We start from the raw sequence: 20,494 nt of genomic DNA, 5'->3' as shown, positions 1-20,494 counted from the left end.
ACCTCATTACCTCATTACCTCATCACCTCATTGAATCATTACCTCATTGAATCATTAAATCATTAAATCATTGGTTTATTGAATCATTCAACCATTAGATTGTTCGCAATTTTATATTCAGGATACTGTTCTTGGAGTAAAACCTCTGCTTTTTTTGGAATGATTACCAATGTGATATAGGAATAAACAATTGCTAAAGTTATCAGTAACGAAATACTAAAAGCACCTAAGTTAGAAGGAGTTTTTTCAGCATAGGTAAACAGTTGAGGTAAGTTTGAGGCGACTAAAATTCCTCCAAAAGAAGCCACGTTAAAAATGAGTTCTTCAAGCATCCATTTTTTATGATTTTTTCGGGTTCTTTTTTTAAACTCTTTTTTTAACTGAAGCACCCAATAGAGGTTAAGAATGGCTAAAATGAGTAGTGAAACGCCAAGTACATAAATTCCAATAGAAATTTGCATACAGTAATAGAAGAAGAAGAAAACACCTATGGTTAGAATAATTTTAGGAAGTCTGAACCATTCTTTAACATGCTTCCATAAAATAGTTCGGTACTTTTTACCGAGTTGTTTTTGTTTTTCTTCAACAATATTCATAAATCCGAATACTCCAAATTTTTTAAATGAGGCATCTCTAGCCTGTTCAAAAGAAAGGGTTGGTTTTTCTTCCCATAGTTGTTCTATGTCGTTAGCGAGATGATCTACCAATTCTGTTTGTACGTCGTAATGTTCTACATAATGTTGACGTGTAAATGTATAAAGCTCTTTTATATGTTGATCGGTGAGTTTCATAAGGTCAATTCTTTTTTCATTTTTTCAACTACAGTAATAGCTGTTCTATAAACCTTGTACCCAATGTAGCTAAAAACCCAGAAAAGAGAGACTATAATAATAATGCTTATTTTTTGAAAATCCTCAGTAAATTCTTTAATGAGTTGTAAGGGAAAATTTATCATTAAAAAAGGAAATAAAAAATAGAACATACCGTAATCTACATTTACAGATTTTCCGTACTTTTTCATTAATTGTTTGGTAGTTAAAAAAAGAAATATAACCAAAGGAACTAAAAACATTGCTAGGCTTAGCTTTTTGAAATCGTCAAAATTTAAGTGTTTTGAAATGAGATAGTATACAAAAGAAAAAAAGATAAAAGTCGACATATTTTTAATAGACTTAATAAAGTGTAAAATTTCTTTAGCATATTCTCTTCGATATTTTCTATTCACATTTTGCCACCCTTCTTGATTCTGTTTATGTAAACTTCCTCGCCAGCCTAATTTATCTAAAGACTTTTCAAGTGCCACTTTAAAATCATTAGATGTAGCGTTTTCTTCTATGTCTGAAACAATATGATCAACCATTTCAATACGCAAATCCCAATAGTTAATACCTTTTCTTTTTAACCGATTATCTATTTTTTTAATTTGTTCTTTCGTTAATTCCATAACTATAAATTTTACTCCAAACTAAATTTAGGATTTACCAACTGTTGCATGGTATTTAAAAACTCTTGCATTTCAGAAAGCCGATTTGCCGTTTCTGTCGTGCCATTTTCGGTAAGCTTGTAGTATTTTCGTAAGCGATTACCAACTTTAGCGACTTCTACATCTAACAATCCTTCTGCTTCTAATTTATGTAGGGCAGGATACAGGGCGCCTTCAGTAATTTTTAACTCACCTTGGGTAAGTTCTTTTACTTTTTGAGTAATCTCATACCCATACATTTTATCATGCTCAGCTAATAATTTTAATATAATAGTTTGTAACGATCCTTTATACAGTTTTTGGTTTCCCATAATGATGCATTTTCTTATGCCTAAGTTTTTTAGGTATACAAATATACATAATTTTCTTATGTATAAAAATCTTAGGTATATATTTTATAAAAACCCTCACTTTTGTTCGTACTGAGTTTGTTATTTTTGTCATTCAAATTAGACCGTATGAGTACTTTTTATAAACTAACAATTCAGCAAATCATCAAAGAAACGAAAGACGCCGTTTCAATCTTATTTAACGTTCCTGACAACTTGAAAGACACGTTTCAATTTATGGCAGGGCAATACCTTACTTTAAAAGCAACCATAAAGGGAGAAGAGGTACGCAGAGCGTATTCTATTTGTACTTCTCCACAAATTAATCGATTAAAAGTAGTTGTAAAAGCTGTAGAAAACGGAAAGTTTTCAACATTTGCTACCACCGAGTTAAAGGAAGGTGATGTGTTAGAAGCTGCTGCGCCAGAAGGTAAGTTTATTCTAACTCCACAAGAAGGAAAAAACTACATTGCATTTGCAGCAGGAAGTGGAATTACGCCAATTTTATCAATGATTACATCGGTTTTACAAGATACGTCTTCTACATTTACTTTAGTATATGGAAATAGAAGTATAGCAGATACCATATTTTACAATGATTTAAACTTGCTACAACAAGAGTACCCTAAACAATTCAACTTGCATTATGTGTATAGTAGAGAGCGTCAAGACAATACCTTGTTTGGTAGGGTAGATAAAGGGCATGTAAATTATTTTGTAAAAAACCTGTATAAAGAAACTACTTTTGATGCTGCTTTTTTATGCGGACCAGAAGCAATGATTAACATCGCTTCTGAAACGCTACAAGAGAGTGGACTTGATAAAAGCGCGATTTACTTTGAATTATTTACGGCTTCAACTACCGAAGAAAATACTGATCAAATAAAAGAAGGAAATACAGAGATTACGGTTTTGTTAGATGATGAAGAAACCAGCTTTACTATGAAGCAGACCGACACGATTTTGGCAGCGAGCTTACGAAATAAATTAGATGCTCCGTATTCTTGTCAAGGAGGGGTATGTAGTAGTTGTATTGCAAAAGTTACGGAAGGTAAAGCAATAATGACCAAAAATTCTGTTTTAACAGATGCGGAACTGGAAGAAGGCTTGGTACTTACCTGTCAGGCACACCCGACAACACAGAAAGTTGTAGTAGATTTTGATGATGTTTAGGTAAAAGCGTAACTTTATAAAATGGATTTTCACGACTTTAAAAACGCATTCTTTGTAGGTGTTTTCATGGCTTTTATGATAGGTCCTGTTTTTTTTATGTTGATTAAAACGAGCATTTTAAAAGGTGCTCGGGCAGCTATCGCTTTTGATTTAGGTGTAATTTTAGGAGACATTTGTTTTATGCTAATTGCTTATTTTGGAAGTAGAAGCTTGCTAGAAAAAATAAAAGATGATCCGCGTTTGTTTCTTATCGGAGGGTTGGTACTTATTGTTTACGGATTAATTACGTATTTAGATAAGAGCAATAAAAAAGAAGTACAAGCAGCCGATGTTGTATTGCTAGAAAGTAACAATTACTTAAAATTACTACTCAAAGGTTTTTTTTTAAATTTTATCAATATAGGAGTACTCGCTTTTTGGTTGGGTTTAATTGTGGTTATAGGGCCTACGTATGATATGAATCCGAAATACTTAGCTTGGTATTTTGGCACTGTAATAGCGGGTTATGCGATTACCGACTTAGGAAAAATACTACTCGCTAAACAATTAAAAAGTAAACTTACCCCCTTGGTAATTTACCGAATAAAACGCGGAATGGGGGTTTTGTTAATTGTTTTTGGGGTTTTGCTAATGTTAAAAGGATTTATACCCGAAAGTAAAATCGATAACCTAATCGAACAAGTAGAATCGATCGATTAAAATCCGATAATCATTTTTGCAATCGAGAAATAAATTAAAATCCCAAAAATATCATTGCTAGTAGTAATAAAGGGTCCTGTAGCAATAGCAGGGTCAACGCCTCTTTTATCCAAAAACAAAGGAATAAAAGTACCTACCAAACCAGCGACGATTATAACGGCAAATAATGAAATTGAAATAGCTAAAGAAATTGTTACATCTCCCTTCCAACCCCAAATAAAGAAAAACAAAATAACGGCTAAGGCAAATCCGTTTACGGCGGCTAAAGACATTTCTTTCAATAATCTATTCGCTACACTTCCTTTTACATCGTCGTTCGCCAAACCTTGTACAATAATTGCCGAAGATTGTACACCTACATTTCCTGCCATAGCGGCAATAAGAGGTGTAAACATAAAAAGAACAGCATTTTCTTCTAAGGCACCTTCAAAAAAGCCCATAATTCTTGCGGCACCAATACCTCCAATTAACCCTAAGAATAACCAAGGTAATCGAGCTTTGGTTAATTGCAAAATATTATCTTCAGAGTCTACATCTTTTGTAATACCCGCTGCTAATTGATAATCTTTTTCTGCTTCTTCTTTAATTACATCTACAATATCATCGATGGTAATACGACCTACCAAAACACCTAATTCATCTACCACAGGAATGGCTTCTAAATCGTATTTACGCATGATATTCGCTACATCTTCTGCTTCATCATTTACATTTACAGAATCTACTTTTGGAATATACACATCAGAGATTTTAGCTCGTGTAGATGCCATTAATAAATCTTTTAACGACAGGCGTCCTTTTAGCTTACCTTCGTCATCAACAACATAAATAGAGTGTACTCTGGTTACTTCTTCTGCTTGTAGGCGCATTTCCTTTACACAGGTAAGTACATTCCAGTTTTCATTTACCTTCACAAGTTCCTTTGCCATTAAACCACCAGCAGAATTTTCGTCATAGCGTAATAACTCTACAATTTCTTTGGCATGTTCTCGGTCTTCAATCTTCTGAATTACATCTTGTTTTCTTTCTTCTGGAAGTTCGGCAATAATATCGGCAGCGTCATCGGTATCAAGTTCATTGATTTCTTCGGCAATTTCCTTGGCAGAAAGTTGTTCAAAAACTTTTTCACGCACCTCTTCATCAACCTCCATTAAAACATCTGAAGTTGTTTCACTATCTAACAAACGAATAAGGTAAACAGCCTCTTCAAAAGACAATTCATCTAAAACCTCTGCGATATCTGCATAGTGGAATTCTGAGAAAAGTTTGGCAAGGTCGGTGTCTTTTTGATTTCTAATCAGTTCCTGTACTTTTTCTAACAAGTCTTTAGTAACTTCTGTTGCCATAGTTTACAAATTTTACTCGATAACCGAGGATTGAATATTTCAAAATCTAATTCAGTGCTTGTATCAACTTATCTCAAAAAGATGAATCGTTGTCTTGAGCTATTTTTTGCGTCAATTCAATGAATCTTTGTACCGATAATTGTTCTGGACGCAGCGCAAATATAGGGTCTTCTTTTAAGCTATCCGAAAGATTAAATGATTTTAAACTTGAACGTAACATTTTTCTTCGTTGATTGAAGGCTGTTTTTACCACCCTGAAGAACAACTTTTCGTTAACAGGAAGTGTGTAGTTTTCTTTTCTGATGAGTCGGATTACGCCAGAATCTACCTTTGGAGGCGGGTTAAACACCGATGGAGGTACGGTAAATAAATATTCAGCATCATAAAAAGCTTGTGTGAGTACCGATAGTATTCCGTAGGTTTTACTTCCTTCTTTCTCGGCAATTCGTTGGGCTACTTCTTTTTGAAACATTCCTGAAAACTCAGGCACATAGGCCCTATTTTCAATAGCTTTAAAAACAATTTGTGACGAAATGTTGTACGGAAAATTACCAATAATAGCTACTTGTTGGTTGTTAAAAGTCTCTGTAAAGTTTTTCTTTAAAAAATCATCTTCAATAATGGTAAATTTCTCTTTCGAAGTATTCAGTTTAAGATGTTCAACAGGAAAGGTTTCTTGTAAATAGGCTACAGATTCAGAATCGAGTTCCATTACGGTAACTTTCAATTCCTTTTCTAACAAGTATTTTGTTAAAACACCCATGCCTGGACCGATTTCTAGCACATTGTCATATCCTTTTTCGGTAAGGGAATCAGCTATTTTTTTAGCAATGTTTTCGTCGGTTAAAAAATGTTGTCCTAAATGTTTTTTAGCTCTTACGGTCATAGCTGTAAAGATACAATATAGTAATGGGTTGAAGTTCGTTTTTATTGTTTTCCTACCCAAAGTTGAAACTCATTTCTTAAACTTCTTTCTAAGTTCGTAATCACAAACTGTAAAATTTCTTTATTTTCTAAAAAAGAATCCATCTCTTTTAATTCATAATAAGCTACTGAAAATGTACTGTTTTTTTTCAGTTCATGCCTATCTTTCAACTTTAAACCATAGGTTGTTTTTGGAAAATCATGAAAGCAGTGCTCTTTAATTCGTTTTCTTAAATTTTCTGATTTACCCATATAAAAGTTATTCCATTGGTTGTGGATGTCTTTGTTTTTATGAAATGATGATGAAATATTGGGGCACTTTATGTTTTTGTAGGATTTCCATTTTTTTGAGAAAAGTTCTTTTGAAAAATTTTCGTTTGGTAAGATTTCGAAAATATACACACCAAAACTCGAAGGAATTTTATGTAAGAAAGAATCATCTTCAAAATCAATTTCTATCTTATTTTTAAACGATTTTTTTGCTTCTTTTACCAATTGAGGTAACAAAATTTCCCAATTAGAACGTAGTGTATTTAAAAAAGAAGGTAATGTCATTAATTACTAGTTACAGTCGGATAAAACTCATTAACCACTTTTAGCTCAGTACGAAAAGCCAACATTTTATCAGCAAATTTTTTGAGTCCGTCATTACGGAGTTTATCAGCACTATACTTGTAGTAATTATCTAAATCTTCGCGTGTTTTTGCAGTATACTGAATCGAATAGGTAATGCCACCCATTTCTTCTTCAACCAGTACTTGAGTCATTTTAGCACTTAAAAAGTGTCCTGTTGCTAATACTTCTGGTATGTGACTTTCTATCCAAGTTAACCACTCGGCGTGTATACTTTCGTCTATATTTACAGTTACGTTGTATATGTACATAATTTTTAATGATTTAATGAACCAATTATTTAATGAACCAATTATTTAATGAATCAATGATTAAATGAGACAATGATTAAATGAGACAATTAGTTAATGTAAAACTTCAATGTGTTAGTAAAGTAAATTGCTTCATTTTTTACACTAAATCACTAATCTATTAAATCATTAACTCATTGTTTCATTAATTAATATCGTCTCCTCTTAGTTTTCTATATTTTTTCCGAGCTTCAACTAAATAAATACTCGATGGATGGTCAAAAATAATCTTTTGATAGTATTCTTTGGCTTTCTCTGTGTTCTTTAATTCGTTGTTATACAATTCTGCCATTTGGTAGTATACATCATCAATGTAAATACCTGCTTCATCTAAAGCAATAATTTTAGCATAGTTTAAAATAGCTTCGTCGTATCGTTTCTTTTTTACAAATAACTGGGCTTGTTTAAATAGGGCTTCATCTTCAATAGACTGTCCTTTGTACTCATTTATCACAGCATCTAATATAGCAATTGCCTCGTCGTTTTTATTTTGAAAAGCTAATAAATCGGCTTTGGCATATTCTTTCAATCCAGAAGAAATACTGTCTTTCGGTTCATTGTCTGAAATAGTTAAGAACAAATTAGCAGCATCGTTGGCAATGAGTTGTGTGGCAGATCCTTTTAATACTTTTAACTGAGCCTTTGCCCAAGTAAAGTCGTTTTTAAAATAAGAGGCTTGTGCCACTTTAAATCGAGCTTCTTGACCCAAAAAATGATTTTTAAATGCGGTTTGAACTTGAGAATAGTTAATAAGTGCTTTGTTAAATTTTGCCATATATACATACACATCGCCAAGCTTTAGTTTGATAGTTGCTTTTATAAATTTTGAATTGGCAAAATCTAAAGCATCTTTTAAAATAACAGAGGCTTCCTCTGGAGTATTTTTTGTAAAAGTTAAATAATTGGCATATTCTACTTGTGTAAAAAGAGTTTTAGAATTGATTCCGTATTCTTTAAAGATAGCATTAAAAAGGGCATCAATATTGGGTTGGTTTGTTGCTATAGCAATTCTTAAATTGTTATTTATGGCATTAAACTTATCTCTTGGATAATTGGTGTTTTCGATAACTATTTCAAAACATTCTTTGGCAGTTTCATAGTCTTTGTTTTTAAAAGCAATTTCGCCTAATTCATTTATCTTACCTAAATTGTCTGAGTTTCTTGCAAACAACGCCTTGTTTTGAATGAGTGCTTTGTTGTATTGTTTTTGCTTTATAAATAACCACGAAAGTAAATTATTCCAAATATCTTTGGGTTTACTAACAGATCTTCTTAACAATGCTTTTTTAAATAAAATGTTATTTTCGTTTTCGCCATCATCTGTTAAATACCTACTGGCATAACGTTTCACATTATTCAAATACTCCTCATTTTTATCTACCAAATCAATATACGAGTCAAACATCAGTTTAAAGTCGCCTTTTTCACCATAAATTTGGGCTAGTTGGAATTCGTAGTTAGCCTCAGGGTTGATTTTCATGGTTTTGTTAAAAGCTTCAATAGCCAAGTCTAACTTGCTGTAATTTTTAAACAATCCAGCGATTAAAGAACCATAATTTGCTTTTTTGTTAATAGATTCAAGAGCTTTTTGATAATAGTTATTTGCCTCTTCAAGTTTTTCTTGACGTTCAAAATTATAGCCTAGAATTACATATAGGTAAGATAAATTAGGTTTTTCTCTTAACTCTTGAAGGAGTAGGTTTTCAGCAGATTCAAATTGTTCAGTTTCTTGATAGGATGTAATTAGTTTTTTAAGATAACTAGAATTGTATGGGCTCTGTTCATATAGTTTTTTATATAACTGAATTGCTTTTTCATATTCATTATTTCTAAAATAATTTTCAGCAATGATAAATTCATTTTGCTGAGCATTGCAAAACAAGCTTAAAACCAATAAATTACAAAAAACAATGATTTTTTTCATTTTAGAAAAGTTTAAGCGTTGTGCTTTATGATTTATTCCTGTTAAGGAGTTTCATCTACCAAAAATACAGAAGATAATTGTTAAAATACTATTAAAAGAGCTTGTTTTTTGAAAAGTGTTGTAACATTTTGGCATGAACTTTGTCTATATAATAAAACAACTAAACAATGTATACTATGGGAAACTTTACTACACAATACGAAATCGCAAGACAAAATGCCAATGAATATATGAGAAAAGGTCAAATAGCTCAGTATTTTCAAGCACTGCTAGAAATGAATAAGTACAAGAAATTAATGGTAGCCGTAATTGCCAATTAAACATATTTTTTTTCAATGGGGATTGATTAGATTGAAACCCAAGCGTCGTAATCGAGGCTTGGGTTTTTAATGTGAATTATTTTGTTAAAAGCAAACGGTGTGCTCCTTAATCAATCATGTCAAAACCACAGTACGGAACTAAGACTTCTGGAATTTTAATTCCGTTTTCCGTTTGATAGTTCTCTAAAATTCCTGCCAGCACACGAGGCAAAGCTAAAGAACTAGCGTTTAGTGTATGTGCTAGCTGACTTTTGCCTTCTTTATTTTTGAAGCGTAATTTTAAACGATTCGCTTGAAAAGATTCTACATTCGATGCCGAACTTATTTCTAACCAACGATTTTGTGCTGTAGAATATACTTCAAAATCAAATGTTAAGGCTGCCGTAAACCCTGTATCTCCACCACATAATCGTAAAATGCGATAAGGTAATTTTAACTCTCTTAATATTCCTTTAATATGTTCTACGATATTGTTTAAGGCGTTGTATGAATTATCAGGATGCTCAACACGTACCAATTCTACTTTGTCGAATTGATGCAAACGATTTAATCCACGCACATGAGCACCATAACTTCCTGCTTCTCTTCTAAAACAAGGAGTGTATCCTGTATATGCTTTCGGTAAATCGCTTTCTTGCAATAAATCATCTCTGTGCATATTCGTAATAGGTACTTCAGAAGTAGGAATTAAATACAAGTCATCTACCGTTACATGATACATCTGTCCTTCTTTATCAGGTAATTGCCCAGTACCATAACCAGAAGCTTCATTAATTAAATGAGGTACTTGTACTTCGGTATAACCTGCGGAGGTGTTTTTGTCTAAAAAATAACTAATCAATGCACGTTGCAAGCGAGCCCCCTTTCCTTTATATATAGGAAAACCAGCTCCAGTTACTTTAGCACCTAATTCAAAATCGATAATATCGTATTTCTTTGCCAACTCCCAGTGAGGTAAGGCATTTTCTCCTAAATCAGGAATAATTCCTTCCTTAAAAATCTCTTCATTATCCGCTTCATTTTTTCCCGCCTTTACTGAGGTATGCGGAATGTTAGGAATTTGGTATAATAATTCATCTAATTTAGTAGCAGTAGCGTTTAGTTCTTCTGTTAGTTGCTTAGACTGCTCTTTTAATTCGCCTGTTTTTGCTTTTAATTGATTGGCTTCTTCAATTTTACCAGTCTTAAAAAGGCCACCTATTTCCTTAGATATTTTGTTGGATTCAGCAAGAATGTTATCTAGAGAAACTTGTGTAGCTCTACGCGTTTCATCAGTAATTAATACTTTTTCAATAATTGTTTCGGCATTGGCAAAATTACGTTTTGCCAAACCTTCTAAAACAGTTTGTTTGTTTTCTCTAATAAACTGAACCTGTAACATTTTTTTAATTTTTAAGAAAGGCAAAGATAAAAGAAGCGGTAGACTTAAACAATGCTATAGGTTAATTGTTTTTAGATAATTTAAGCAAGCCTCTTGGTCTTTTTTAAGTTGAGAAATTAGCTCAGCAACTGTATCGAATTTTTGCTCTTCTCTAAGATAATAAAGTAACTTTATAGTTAGCTTCTTACCGTACAAATTTTCTTTGAAATTGAAGTAATGTACCTCAATGGTTTGATGTTTTCCGTTAACCGTAGGTCGGTTACCAATATTCATCATTCCATATACTGTAGTATTGTTAAGTATAGATTTGATGAGATAAACTCCTGTTTTAGGAATTAATTTATACTCTTCTGCGATGTGAATGTTCGCTGTAGGAAATCCTATTTTTCCACCTAATTTTTTTCCATTTACCACCGTTCCAGTAAGTGAAAAATGATACCCTAAATACTTGTTAGCAGTTTTTAAATGTCCGTTATTAAGTGCTTTTCTAATTTTGGTAGAGCTAACAGCGACTTCATCGATATCTTGTGCGGGGATTTCTTCAACGGTAAAATCGTACAAATGAGAATACTCTGTTAGTTGTTCTATGTTTCCTTCTCTATTTTTTCCGAAATGATGGTCGTAACCAATAATTAGTTTCGAAATATGTAATTGGTTAACTAAAACATCACGAACAAAATCTAAAGCGGTTAGTCTTGAAAAGTCTTTGCTGAATGGATGAATAATTAGATAGTCTAATTGTAATTTTTCGAGATATTGAGCTCGCTCATCAATAGTGTTGATAAGCTTGATAGTAACATCTTTTTGCAGCACCATTCTCGGATGTGGAAAAAAGGTAAGTAATACCGATTTTTTATTGTTTCGTTTTGCCTCACTAACTAACTTTTCAATTATTTTTTGATGTCCAATATGAACACCATCAAAAGTACCAATGGTTACCATTGTTTTCTGAGTAGGAATTAAATCAAAAATAGAATGTATAATTTCCAATGTTACTAATAAATTTAGGCAAAAATACAATTTGTAAAAGGATGATAAATAATAAATATAAATAAAACCTAAAATTAGGTTTTATAAATTACTAGGTATTCAAATTGCAGTAACGGTAAAAAAAAGAGTAAATATTCAGCAAATGAAAAAAAATTGTATTTTGCACTACAGTTAACAAATTATTAAACATTATGATAAAAAAACTATTACTTATTGCATCCGTGCTATTTGGCACGGCAATAATGGTTGCCCAGACCACCATAACAGGTACGGTCAGTGATGCATCTTTTGGTGAACCAATACCAGGAGCAAATATTAAAGTTTCGAGAAAAGCGGTAGGTACTTCTACTGATTTCGACGGTAAGTTTACCATGAAGGTAACAGATGTTCCGCCATTTACCATTGAAATTTCTTCGTTAGGATATCAAACAAAAACAGTTGAAATAACAAAAGATAATCAAGTTGTTGAGGTTAGTTTAATAGAGAATGCAACGGCTCTAGATGAGGTTGTGATATCTGCGTCAAGAACACCAGAACGGGTAATGGAATCACCTGTAACTATAGAGCGTTTTGACTCAAGAGCTATAAAAAATACTGCTTCTGCATCGTATTATGATGGATTAGAAAACTTGAAAGGAGTAGACGTTAACTCTGGAGGGTTAACTTTTAAAACTGTAAACACACGTGGTTTTGCTACATTTGGTAACGAGCGCTTTGTGCAATTAGTAGATGGAATGGACAATGCTTCTCCTGCCTTAAACTTTGCCATTGGTAACTTATTAGGGATATCTGAAGTAGATGTAAAAAGTGTCGAAATTTTACCAGGAGCAGCTTCTGCCTTATATGGTGCCAATGCATTTAATGGTATCATGCTAATGCGTAGTGAAAACCCATTTAACGAACAAGGTATTAGCGTAGGGTTAAAAGCTGGTTTAACAAGCCAAGAAGCAGCAGGAGATAACGGATACTATGACACAACAATAAAAATGGCGCATGCTTTTGATAATTATTTTGCAGCAAAAGCAAGTTTTTCTTATTTAAAAGGAGAAGAGTGGCACGCTACAGACCGTAGAAATACCACGGGTATTGGAGGTACTTATATCCCAGGAGTGAGTCATGCAGACGACCCTAATTACGATGGAGCTAATGTTTATGGAGACGAGGTTTCTGTAAATTTAGGAGGAGCCATAGGAAGAGTGAGTAGAACAGGATACGATGAGGTAGATTTAATGTCGAATGAAGCGAAAAGTGTTCGATTCAATGGAGCTTTACATTATCGTCCGTTAGGAAATGATCGTGTTGAAATTATTTGGAACTCTAAGTTCGGTACAGGTAATACCATTTATCAAGGACAAAACCGTTACAATCTTGCAAACTTCTATATGGAACAACACAAATTAGAAGTGAGAGGTAAAAACTTCTTCGTAAGAGGATATTATGCTGGCGAAGATGCTGGAGATTCTTACGATACACGTTTTGCAGCAATCAATATTAACAGCAGATGGAAATCTAATACTAAATGGTTTGGAGATTATGCAGAAGCTTATTTAGGTGCAGTTCCTAATGTTGAAGCTTCAAATCATGCAGCGGCGAGAATTTATGCTGACAGAGGTCGTGCTGTGCCAGGTACACCTGAGTTTACAAGATTGTTTAACGAAGTAACCTCAGACCCAGATTTATTAACAGGTTCGAAATTTAGAGATAATACAAGTTATTACCATGCCGATGGTAATTTGAACTTACGTGATTATATTGATTGGGCAGAAGTACAAGTAGGAGGGTCTTACAGACAATACAGATTAAATTCTTTTGGTACCATTTATACCGATGCAGATGGTCCTATTAAATATGGAGAGTATGGTTTGTATACGCAACTTCAAAAGAAAATGATGGATGATCGTTTAAAGTTTACAGGATCTATCCGTTATGATAAATCAGATAATTTTGACGGTAACTTTACACCAAGAGTATCGTTAGCATATGCAGCGGGTGAAAATAAAAACCATAACTTTAGAGCCTCTTTCCAAACAGGTTTCCGTAACCCTACAACGCAAGATCAATATATTGGTTTAGCCACAGGAGCTGGATTTATCTTAGGAACAGCACCAGATAATATCGAACGTTTCTCATCTACTGCTGTAACTACTACAGGAACATTTCCATTAACAGGAAACGATGTATTAACAAGAGGATATTCTGCAGCTTCTATCAGAGCTGGTGCTCCTACTTTAGCTGAAACAGATTTGGTACAACCAGAAAAAGTAAAATCTTTTGAAGTAGGATACCGTGCGGCTGTTCCAGTAGGAGAAAATAATTTATCGGTAGATTTTAGTACTTACTATAATATGTATTCTGATTTTATTGCTAACAAAGATGTGGTAGTATTAGTAGACCCTAATACAGCAGCTACTGTGAATAATTTAACAAATAGAGATTTAGTAAGAACATTTAGTGTAAAAACAAACTCAGCGGTTGATGTAGATTCTTATGGAGTAGGCTTAGGATTAAATACTAAAGTTTTTAACGGATTTGATATAGGTGTAAACTACACATGGTCTAAGTTTAAGTTTGATCAATCACAAGATCCTGATTTTGAAGCTGGATTTAACACTCCAGAACATAAGGTTAAAGTACAGTTTGGTCACTCGAACTTGTTTGAAAACTTTGGATTTAACATCAATGCTCGTTGGCAAAATGATTTTTATTGGCAGTCTACCTTCTTAGAAGGTACTGTAGATGAAAGAACTGTTCTTGATGCGCAAATTAACTATTCTGTTCCTTCAATCAAATCTACGTTTAAGTTAGGAGGAACTAACTTAACAGGGCAAGAATACTTAAGTGCACCAGGTGTAGGAGCAATAGGTTCTCAGTACTACATTTCTTGGACGATCAATAACTAAAAAAAGAAACAATGAAAAATACAATTAAATATACTTTTTTATCTGCTTTATTTTTAGGGTTTACTGCCTGTGATGTAGATAATTCATTACCAGAAATAGAAGGCGAAGCCGAAAATACCATAGCATTACAAGCAGGAAGTGCAGATTTCTCTAACTATGTAGCCATTGGTGCTTCTTTTACTTCTGGGTATACCGACGGAGCGCTATTTATGGCAGCTCAACAAAATTCTTTTCCAAACATTTTAGCTAGTAAGTTTGAAATGGTAGGTGGAGGAGATTTTACGCAACCTATGATGGATGATAATATTGGAGGACTTGTAATGGGACCTAATGTGATTCAAGAACCAAGATTTTATTTTAACGGTTCTGGTCCTGCAAGGTTATCAGCAACACCTACTACCGAATTAACGAATATAAAGGCTGGGCCTTATAACAATATGGGAGTTCCAGGGTTAAAAAGTTTCCATTTAGGATTCGAAGGCTACGGCGCACTAGCCGCTTTGCCTAATGCCAATCCGTACTACATAAGAATGGCTTCTGCACCTATGTCTAGTGTTATCAAAGATGCTTTAATGCAACAACCAACATTTTTTACCGTATCTGAAATTGGCGGAAACGATGTTTTAGGATATTCTATTGCTGGTGGAGCTGGTGAAGATCATAATGAAACTGGAAATATAGATCCAACTACCTACGGAACAAACGATATCACAAATTCAAATGTTTTTGCTGCTGTTTTTTCAGGCACTGTCGATGCATTAACTGCAGCTGGAGCTAAGGGAGTTGTAGCTAATTTGCCGTATGTTACATCGTTACCATACTTTACAACGATACCTTACGCACCATTAGACCCAAGCAATCCTGATTTTGGAGCACAAATACCAACATTGAATAGTGTTTACGGTGCAATTAATGGTGTTTTTGCAGCTATCGGAGTTCCTGAAAGAGCTATTGTGTTTGCTACAGACGCTGCAAGCCCTGTAGTAATTAAAGACGAGTCTTTAGAAGATAAAACAGCTCAAATTGTGGGTGCTTTATTAGCAAGTCCTACTTTTCCACCTTTTGTAGCAAGTTTCGGCTTACCTACTGACGCTACTACTTTACAAAAAGTAGCAGGTTTATTAGGTACGTATTATGGTCAAGCAAGACAAGCAACTGAAAACGATTTGATAGTATTACCTAGTAGTAGGATTATTGGTACTGTGAATACTAGTTCGGTTGGATTTTTAATGTCGCAAGGTCTACCACAACAATTAGCAGGAATGTTTTCTGTAGAAGGAGTGTCTTTACCGCTTGAAGATAAGTGGGTATTGACTGAAGATGAAGTAGGTAGGGTAAAAACTGCAACAGATTCTTACAACGCCACTATTAAAGCTGTTGCAGAGGCAAAAGGATTGGCCTTTGTAGATTTTAAAGCTGTTTTACAAGAAGCTTCTACAGTAGGATTAGAGTTTGGAACTTACAACTTAAATACAAGTTTGGTAACAGGAGGTTTAGTTAGTTTAGATGGAATTCACTTAACTGGTAGAGGATATGCATTGATGGCTAATGAAATATTGTCTGCTATCGATGCCACTTATGGTTCTAACTTTACCGTTGGGAAAGATGGTTTAGCAATGCCAGATGATCATCCTACAAACTATTCACCTACTTTACAATAAGTAGATAATTTAAAAGAATATAAAAAAGCTGAAGATTACTCTTCAGCTTTTTTTTGTCTTTATCAGAATTTATAATGTACTTTTTATACTTACCATCCCTATATCTATAGTAGATAAATAAAGGCATTAAGATAAAAGACATATACAAAACGCCCAACCCTGTTATTACTTCTGCTTTTGGATGTTCAATGTTCAAAAAGTACGCGGCGATTACCATCCAAAGCAAAAAAACAAGAAATAATATTTTTAGTGCTGTTTTCATACAAAAAGCATTTAATTAAGTGATTTCGGGAAATCATAGTGCCGATTTTAAGTTTTGTATCTCTAAAACCCATTTAAAATGTCATTCCGAAAGAAGAGAGCACTCATCCTTCATAATTCATTCTATCGACATGACAAACTATTGACTTTCATCAATATTTTATCCCGAATTCATGTTTAATACTGCAAAAATAAAAATCCTAAACGGTTAGAGGTTTAGGATTCCTGTTTTATTTTGTTGTGTTACGATTTATGCATCCATTTTTTGTAGCCAATAGCGTACATCTACCTCTTGTTTAATGATGTTGCTTAGTTCTTCTATTTTAACACGTTTTTGTTCCATAGTATCTCTATGACGAATCGTAACAGTATTGTCTTCTAATGTATCATGATCTACTGTAATACAGAAAGGAGTACCAGCAGCATCTTGACGGCGATACCTTCTTCCTACAGCATCTTTTTCATCATAAACAACGTTAAAATCCCATTTTAAATCGTCTACTATGTTACGAGCTATTTCTGGTAAACCATCTTTTTTAACTAGTGGTAAAATAGCGGCTTTGGTTGGAGCTAAAACTGCGGGTAATTTTAAAACGGTTCTTGTTGAGCCATTTTCTAACGCTTCTTCTTGTAAAGAATTAGAAAAAACTGCCAAGAACATTCTATCTAAACCAATAGAAGTTTCCACTACATAAGGTACATAGCTCGTATTGTCTTCGTGATCGAAATACTGTAATTTTTTACCAGAAAATTTTTCATGTTGACTTAAATCGAAATCGGTACGAGAGTGTATACCTTCTAATTCTTTAAATCCAAAAGGAAAATTAAACTCAATATCGGCAGCAGCATCAGCATAGTGAGCTAATTTGTCGTGGTCGTGAAAACGATAGTTATCGGCGCCCATTCCTAAAGATAAGTGCCATTTTAAACGAGTTTCTTTCCATTTTTCATACCATTCTTTTTGCGTACCTGGTTTTACGAAAAATTGCATTTCCATTTGCTCAAATTCACGCATTCTAAAAATAAATTGACGTGCTACAATTTCGTTACGAAACGCTTTTCCTGTTTGTGCAATTCCGAAAGGAATTTTCATGCGTCCAGTTTTTTGCACGTTTAGGAAGTTGACAAAAATACCTTGTGCTGTTTCAGGACGTAAATAGACTAATGTTGAGCTGTCTGCCGAAGCTCCTAGTTGCGTTCCGAACATTAAGTTAAATTGCTTAACTTCTGTCCAATTTTTAGAACCCGAAACAGGGCAGGTAATGCCTAAATCTACAATTAAATTTCTAAAACCTTCCAAGTCATTTTCTTCTTGAACTCTTTTAAGTTCAGCAGTAATCTCGTCAATTTGTTGTTGACGTCTTACCACGTTCGGATTTGTACTTCTAAACTCTTCTTCATTAAAAGCTTCACCAAAACGTTTTTTGGCTTTGGTAATATCTTTTTGAATTTTTTCGTTGATTTTTTCTCTGTAATCTTCAACTAAAACATCAGCTCGGTAACGTTTCTTTGAGTCTTTATTATCTATGAGAGGGTCGTTGAAAGCATCAACGTGACCTGAGGCCTTCCAAGTAGTAGGATGCATTAATATCGCAGCATCTATACCCACAATATTTTCGTGCATTTGCACCATTGCTTTCCACCAATAATCACGAATATTTTTCTTTAATTCTGCTCCGTTTTGAGCGTAATCATACACAGCACTTAAACCATCATAAATTTCAGATGATTGGAATACATAACCGTATTCTTTTGCGTGTGATAATACCTTTTTAAATTGATCTTCTTGTTTTGCCATGTTGCAAAAATAAAATAAGGATTTGAACTATGGGTATGTAAAAAAGAAAAAAGTGAAGAATTAATTAAACTCTTCACTTTTTTTCTTATTAGTTGCCTTAAAATGGTTGTTACTTAAGTTTTATAGTGGTATTTCCAGAGTACACTCCATCTACAAAAGTACTTACAATATATTTTCCTTTTTTAATATCATCTCTGTTAACAAGTACTAAAGAAACAAGGCTTAGGCGATTGTTGTTGTAGTTAACTTCAAGAGAGTCGGTGTACTGAATTTTTTGTCCGTTTTTTAAGTTCGTTTTTCCTTTGGCAGCTACTACCTTTTTATTTTCATCAATAATTTGGATGAACACAAGTTTTTCACCTGCAGTAGTGATTGGGTTCTCTAATAAATCAAAATTAATTCTAAAAGCATCCGTTCTATTTGACCTGCTTGTAGATGTTAGTTTACCACTACTTCGTTCTTTCATTGCGACTACTCTTACAGGGCTTGTTTTAATAATTCCCCCAACAGCTACCTTTGCCTTGAGCTCTTTGTTTTTTTCTGCTAAGGTTTGATTAATGCTGTCTTTTTGTTGCAGTATTTCGTTGGTGATTACATTTTCTTGTGTCAACGCTTCGTTGACAGTATTCAAAGAATCTACTCTGATAAAAAGCTTTTTGTTTTCTCTTTCTAAACTTCTAATTTTTCTTCGGTATTTTCTTATTAGTGTATAATTATCAGATTTCAAGTCTTTTATCGAGTCTCTTAAACTCTCCATTTTTTTCAATTCAATACTTAGTCTGTCTGCCAAACGTTTTTTTCTAACAATAACATCAGTATAATCTTTAATTATTTCGTCAAGATCTTGTTGTAACTCCATTTTTTCTTCTGAGAAAATTTTTTGAAGGTTTTGGTTTTCGCTTGATTTTTGAAAGGAGTAAAAGAATAAGAAAACAGCTAAAATAGCTAATATGATTATTAAAATGTTCTTCTTTTTTTGATTGTTCATAATTTAAGGGGGGATTGTGTAGGTTAGTTTTTGTTTTAAAGTTGATTGTTATTTTAAGGTTATGAATTTTTTACCTGTATGATTTCCATTTACAAAAGTGTTTACATAATATATTCCTGATTTCATTTTTTTATCTACATCAACAAATGATACTACAGACAATTGTTGGTTGTTATATTCTGTGGTTAAAACATCACTACACCATATTTTTTTATTGTCTCTCAAGGTTACTTGCTTTAGAGGTGAAACGACATTTTTATCTTTATCTGTTATTTGAATATAAATTTCTTTAGTTCCTGGGGTAGTTATTTTATTTTCTAATAAATTAAACTCGACTTTAAAAGCATTTACTCTATTCGCTCGATAAGTGGAGGTAAACGCTCCATTTCTTCTTTTTTCATAGCTTCAAACTTAATAGGTGATATTTTAATTATTTCGGCTGTAGCTATTTTTTCTTTTAAAGCTTGTTGTTTCTTATTTAAGTGTCTATTTATATTTTCGAGTTTTGTATTTTCCTTTTCTTGAGTAGCTAACATTTGCTTAACACTATCGTTTTTTGATATGAGCTCATTGTTTATAGTGTTTAAATGATTTATTTGATTGAAAAGTTTTTTATTTCTTTCAACAAGAATTCTAATTTTTTCTCTGTAGTGTCTAATTAGTTTGTAATCAGATTCTTTTAAGTTTGTAACAGAATCTCTGAGTGACGTTATTTTGCCAAGCTGATCTTTTAATTGTGAAGAATATTCATTTTTTCTATAATCTGCTTCTTTATAATCTTTAATGATATTGGTTAACTCATCTTCCATTTCTTTTTTTTCAAGCTCAAAAAAAGCTTTAAGTTCTGAGTAATCGCGTGCATTTTGATAAGACAAAAAGCTTATAAGCAGTATTAGTAGAACTAAAAAGGCAATAAAGCCATTATTTTTTGTTTTCGAGGCAGTTACCATCTTAGGGGATTATAATGAAAGATTGTGCTCTGTGCTAATATACTATTTATTTTAACACACTTATAAATAAATGCAGTAGTAAAAATTTAATGATTCAAACCCAATCTAATAATATTAACCAATGCTTTTCTTAATTTTTTATAGTAAATAGAACGGTATTCATATTGAATAAAGTCGTCGTTATAGTTTAAAGAATCATTGCAACTTATAAGAATTGAGTATGATACTCCTTTTGGAATAATTATTAAAGACTAGAAACGATATAATCAGCTTTAGTGTATCCTAATTTTTCTATTTGAGCTTTAATAGCCTCTACCAATGCTTTTAAAACAATTAATTGAACGGACTTTTTCTTAAACAGGTATTATGCTATAGCTCCGTTTTCAGCTCCTACTCTATAATTACTTCAGCAGTTGTAAGAATCAATTTACTTTAACATTTTAA

General features: G+C 33.0%; 19 protein-coding genes. 5 read left to right on the top strand and 14 right to left on the bottom strand.

Going from position 1 to position 20,494, the window contains the following annotated elements; all coding sequences use genetic code 11:
* Positions 1 to 83: 83 nt before the first annotated feature.
* Genes P8625_RS12045 through P8625_RS12035 form a run of 3 tightly spaced genes read right to left on the bottom strand, consistent with a single transcriptional unit; the run spans position 84 to position 1,794 of the window.
* Complete coding sequence (locus tag P8625_RS12045) at positions 84 to 791, bottom strand: hypothetical protein (RefSeq protein WP_279650703.1); 708 nt, start codon at positions 789 to 791, stop codon at positions 84 to 86.
* Entirely contained in the window at positions 788 to 1,444 is a 657-nt protein-coding gene (locus tag P8625_RS12040; protein ID WP_279650702.1) for a hypothetical protein, read from the bottom strand. Before P8625_RS12040 ends, P8625_RS12045 begins: the two co-directional genes overlap by 4 nt.
* A gap of 11 nt (positions 1,445 to 1,455) precedes the next feature.
* The gene (locus tag P8625_RS12035) at positions 1,456 to 1,794 is read right to left on the bottom strand and encodes a PadR family transcriptional regulator (protein ID WP_279650701.1); all 339 of its coding nucleotides are present in this window, start codon (positions 1,792 to 1,794) and stop codon (positions 1,456 to 1,458) included.
* 147 nt (positions 1,795 to 1,941) lie between these two features.
* On the opposite strand from P8625_RS12035, the gene P8625_RS12030 reads away from it, so the two are divergent.
* Complete coding sequence (locus P8625_RS12030) at positions 1,942 to 2,985, top strand: ferredoxin--NADP reductase (protein WP_279650700.1); 1,044 nt, start codon at positions 1,942 to 1,944, stop codon at positions 2,983 to 2,985.
* Positions 2,986 to 3,006: 21 nt separating this feature from the next.
* Positions 3,007 to 3,684 carry a LysE family translocator gene (locus tag P8625_RS12025; RefSeq protein WP_279650699.1) on the top strand — a complete coding sequence of 226 codons (678 nt, stop codon included), beginning with the start codon at positions 3,007 to 3,009 and terminating at the stop codon, positions 3,682 to 3,684.
* Here P8625_RS12025 and mgtE read toward each other — a convergent pair.
* From mgtE to P8625_RS12000, 5 genes are all read right to left on the bottom strand, one after another.
* Positions 3,681 to 5,030 carry a magnesium transporter gene (gene mgtE, locus P8625_RS12020; RefSeq protein ID WP_279650698.1) on the bottom strand — a complete coding sequence of 450 codons (1,350 nt, stop codon included), beginning with the start codon at positions 5,028 to 5,030 and terminating at the stop codon, positions 3,681 to 3,683. The genes P8625_RS12025 and mgtE overlap by 4 nt on opposite strands.
* A 73-nt stretch (positions 5,031 to 5,103) precedes the next feature.
* The gene (gene rsmA, locus P8625_RS12015; protein ID WP_279650697.1) at positions 5,104 to 5,916 is read right to left on the bottom strand and encodes a 16S rRNA (adenine(1518)-N(6)/adenine(1519)-N(6))-dimethyltransferase RsmA; all 813 of its coding nucleotides are present in this window, start codon (positions 5,914 to 5,916) and stop codon (positions 5,104 to 5,106) included.
* A gap of 41 nt (positions 5,917 to 5,957) precedes the next feature.
* Positions 5,958 to 6,509 (bottom strand): hypothetical protein, encoded by a 552-nt coding sequence (locus tag P8625_RS12010; RefSeq protein WP_279650696.1) that lies wholly within the window; start codon positions 6,507 to 6,509, stop codon positions 5,958 to 5,960.
* Complete coding sequence (locus P8625_RS12005; RefSeq protein WP_279650695.1) at positions 6,509 to 6,838, bottom strand: DUF4286 family protein; 330 nt, start codon at positions 6,836 to 6,838, stop codon at positions 6,509 to 6,511. The genes P8625_RS12010 and P8625_RS12005 overlap by 1 nt, the downstream gene beginning before the upstream one ends.
* A gap of 184 nt (positions 6,839 to 7,022) precedes the next feature.
* On the bottom strand, positions 7,023 to 8,801 hold the full coding sequence (locus P8625_RS12000) for a tetratricopeptide repeat protein (protein WP_279650694.1): 1,779 nt from the start codon (positions 8,799 to 8,801) through the stop codon (positions 7,023 to 7,025).
* A gap of 176 nt (positions 8,802 to 8,977) precedes the next feature.
* Here P8625_RS12000 and P8625_RS11995 point away from each other — a divergent pair, with 176 nt between their 5' ends.
* Complete coding sequence (locus P8625_RS11995; RefSeq protein WP_279650693.1) at positions 8,978 to 9,121, top strand: hypothetical protein; 144 nt, start codon at positions 8,978 to 8,980, stop codon at positions 9,119 to 9,121.
* 106 nt (positions 9,122 to 9,227) lie between these two features.
* Here the strand turns inward: P8625_RS11995 and serS are convergent, their stop codons facing one another.
* On the bottom strand, positions 9,228 to 10,502 hold the full coding sequence (serS, locus tag P8625_RS11990; protein WP_279650692.1) for a serine--tRNA ligase: 1,275 nt from the start codon (positions 10,500 to 10,502) through the stop codon (positions 9,228 to 9,230).
* A gap of 54 nt (positions 10,503 to 10,556) precedes the next feature.
* Entirely contained in the window at positions 10,557 to 11,492 is a 936-nt protein-coding gene (locus P8625_RS11985) for a bifunctional riboflavin kinase/FAD synthetase (protein ID WP_279650691.1), read from the bottom strand.
* Between the two features lie 191 nt (positions 11,493 to 11,683).
* Here P8625_RS11985 and P8625_RS11980 point away from each other — a divergent pair, with 191 nt between their 5' ends.
* Together P8625_RS11980 and P8625_RS11975 are read left to right on the top strand one after the other, a co-directional pair.
* Positions 11,684 to 14,392, top strand: coding sequence for a TonB-dependent receptor (locus P8625_RS11980; RefSeq protein WP_279650690.1), 2,709 nt, complete (start codon positions 11,684 to 11,686; stop codon positions 14,390 to 14,392).
* A gap of 11 nt (positions 14,393 to 14,403) precedes the next feature.
* The gene (locus P8625_RS11975) at positions 14,404 to 16,053 is read left to right on the top strand and encodes an SGNH/GDSL hydrolase family protein (protein WP_279650689.1); all 1,650 of its coding nucleotides are present in this window, start codon (positions 14,404 to 14,406) and stop codon (positions 16,051 to 16,053) included.
* Between the two features lie 511 nt (positions 16,054 to 16,564).
* On the opposite strand, the gene P8625_RS11970 is transcribed toward P8625_RS11975, so the two are convergent.
* The 4 genes from P8625_RS11970 to P8625_RS11955 form a co-directional block, all read right to left on the bottom strand.
* Positions 16,565 to 18,112, bottom strand: a complete 1,548-nt coding sequence (locus P8625_RS11970) for a glycine--tRNA ligase (protein ID WP_279650688.1) — start codon at positions 18,110 to 18,112, stop codon at positions 16,565 to 16,567.
* 109 nt (positions 18,113 to 18,221) lie between these two features.
* On the bottom strand, positions 18,222 to 19,100 hold the full coding sequence (locus tag P8625_RS11965; RefSeq protein WP_279650687.1) for a kinetochore Spc7 family protein: 879 nt from the start codon (positions 19,098 to 19,100) through the stop codon (positions 18,222 to 18,224).
* Positions 19,101 to 19,148: 48 nt separating this feature from the next.
* Positions 19,149 to 19,325 carry a hypothetical protein gene (locus P8625_RS11960; protein ID WP_279650686.1) on the bottom strand — a complete coding sequence of 59 codons (177 nt, stop codon included), beginning with the start codon at positions 19,323 to 19,325 and terminating at the stop codon, positions 19,149 to 19,151.
* 122 nt (positions 19,326 to 19,447) lie between these two features.
* A complete protein-coding gene (locus P8625_RS11955) occupies positions 19,448 to 19,975 on the bottom strand; it encodes a hypothetical protein (RefSeq protein ID WP_279650685.1) in 528 nt (175 codons plus the stop codon).
* Between the last annotated feature and the right edge of the window lie 519 nt (positions 19,976 to 20,494).

Origin of the sequence: Tenacibaculum tangerinum, assembly GCF_029853675.1 — a bacterium.
In the GTDB taxonomy this organism is placed as follows: Bacteria; Bacteroidota; Bacteroidia; order Flavobacteriales; family Flavobacteriaceae; genus Polaribacter; species Polaribacter tangerinum_A.
The sequence above is the reverse complement of the archived record's forward strand: the minus strand, read 5'-3'. Positions and strand labels throughout refer to the sequence as shown.